Origin of the sequence: Anoxybacillus sp. J5B_2022, assembly GCF_026847645.1 — a bacterium.
Classification (GTDB): Bacteria; Bacillota; Bacilli; order Bacillales; family Anoxybacillaceae; genus Anoxybacteroides.
On the sequence record NZ_JAPSMC010000160.1, the window covers coordinates 1 to 923 of the forward strand.

The window sequence follows — 923 nt, forward strand, 5'->3', positions numbered from 1 at the left end:
AACTCACATTTCGCACCCTTCCGACGAAAATCGGGAGGATTTTTTTGCATCGATGTGGAATGAATCCTTGACACACAAGGAATGCAAAGGAGTTTGTCCACCATGGATGTTCAAATTTGTGAGATTTATGACAGTTCCTATTTGAATATAATAAGTGCCCTTTTCCAAGATCTTGACCCTCCCCAGCTCATCGATCGGCTGGTTCCGGTGGATCCCCAATGCCAAACCCGAACCAGCGATGCGGTCAAGCTGATCCTTCTGGATATCTTGAGCGGACGACAAGCACTCGTCCATTTGGAGCGATGGGCGCATGAGATCGATTTGTCGAAGCTGATCCGGCCGGGGCTGAAGCCTTCTTGGTTCAATGATGATGCGTTGGCTCGTCATCTCGACCGCCTGTATGAGGCGGATATTCACAAGGTGATCAGCACTTGCTTGATTCACATTTATCGGAAAGAAGGCCTTCCTCTCCAGGCCTTCCACGCCGATACGACGGACAAGACCGTTTACGGCGCGTATGAATCGGTCTCGTCAGAGGCCCTGCGGATCACGCATGGCTACAACCGGCATCATCGCTGGCAAAAACAGATCGGTTTCGGGCTGATCGGCAACGAGGATGGCATCCCGTTTTACGGCGATGTGCACGACGGCAACCTGCCGGACAAAACGTGGAATCCGGAGGTGCTGTCCCGTGTCCACGAACAGCTCAAACAAGCCAAGATTGAAGACGAATGGATTTACGTGGCCGATTCCGCCGCCATGACGAAAGACACTCTGGCGCAGACGAAAGCCGCCAACGCCTTTTTGATCACGAGAGGCCCATCGTCGCTCCGAATCGTCAAAGCTGCTCTGGCGGAAGCGGATGTCCAACCCGATCCAGCGTGGAGCGACTCCTTTTCGTTGGCCGAGAAAAACGGCGCGGC

Annotated in this window: 1 protein-coding gene; it reads left to right on the top strand. The window is 53.5% G+C overall.

Features of this window, described 5'->3' with window-relative positions; genetic code table 11:
- Window positions 1-102: 102 nt before the first annotated feature.
- A partial coding sequence (locus M4I42_RS16965) for an IS1634 family transposase (protein ID WP_268853203.1) occupies window positions 103-923 on the top strand: 821 nt, incomplete at its 3' end.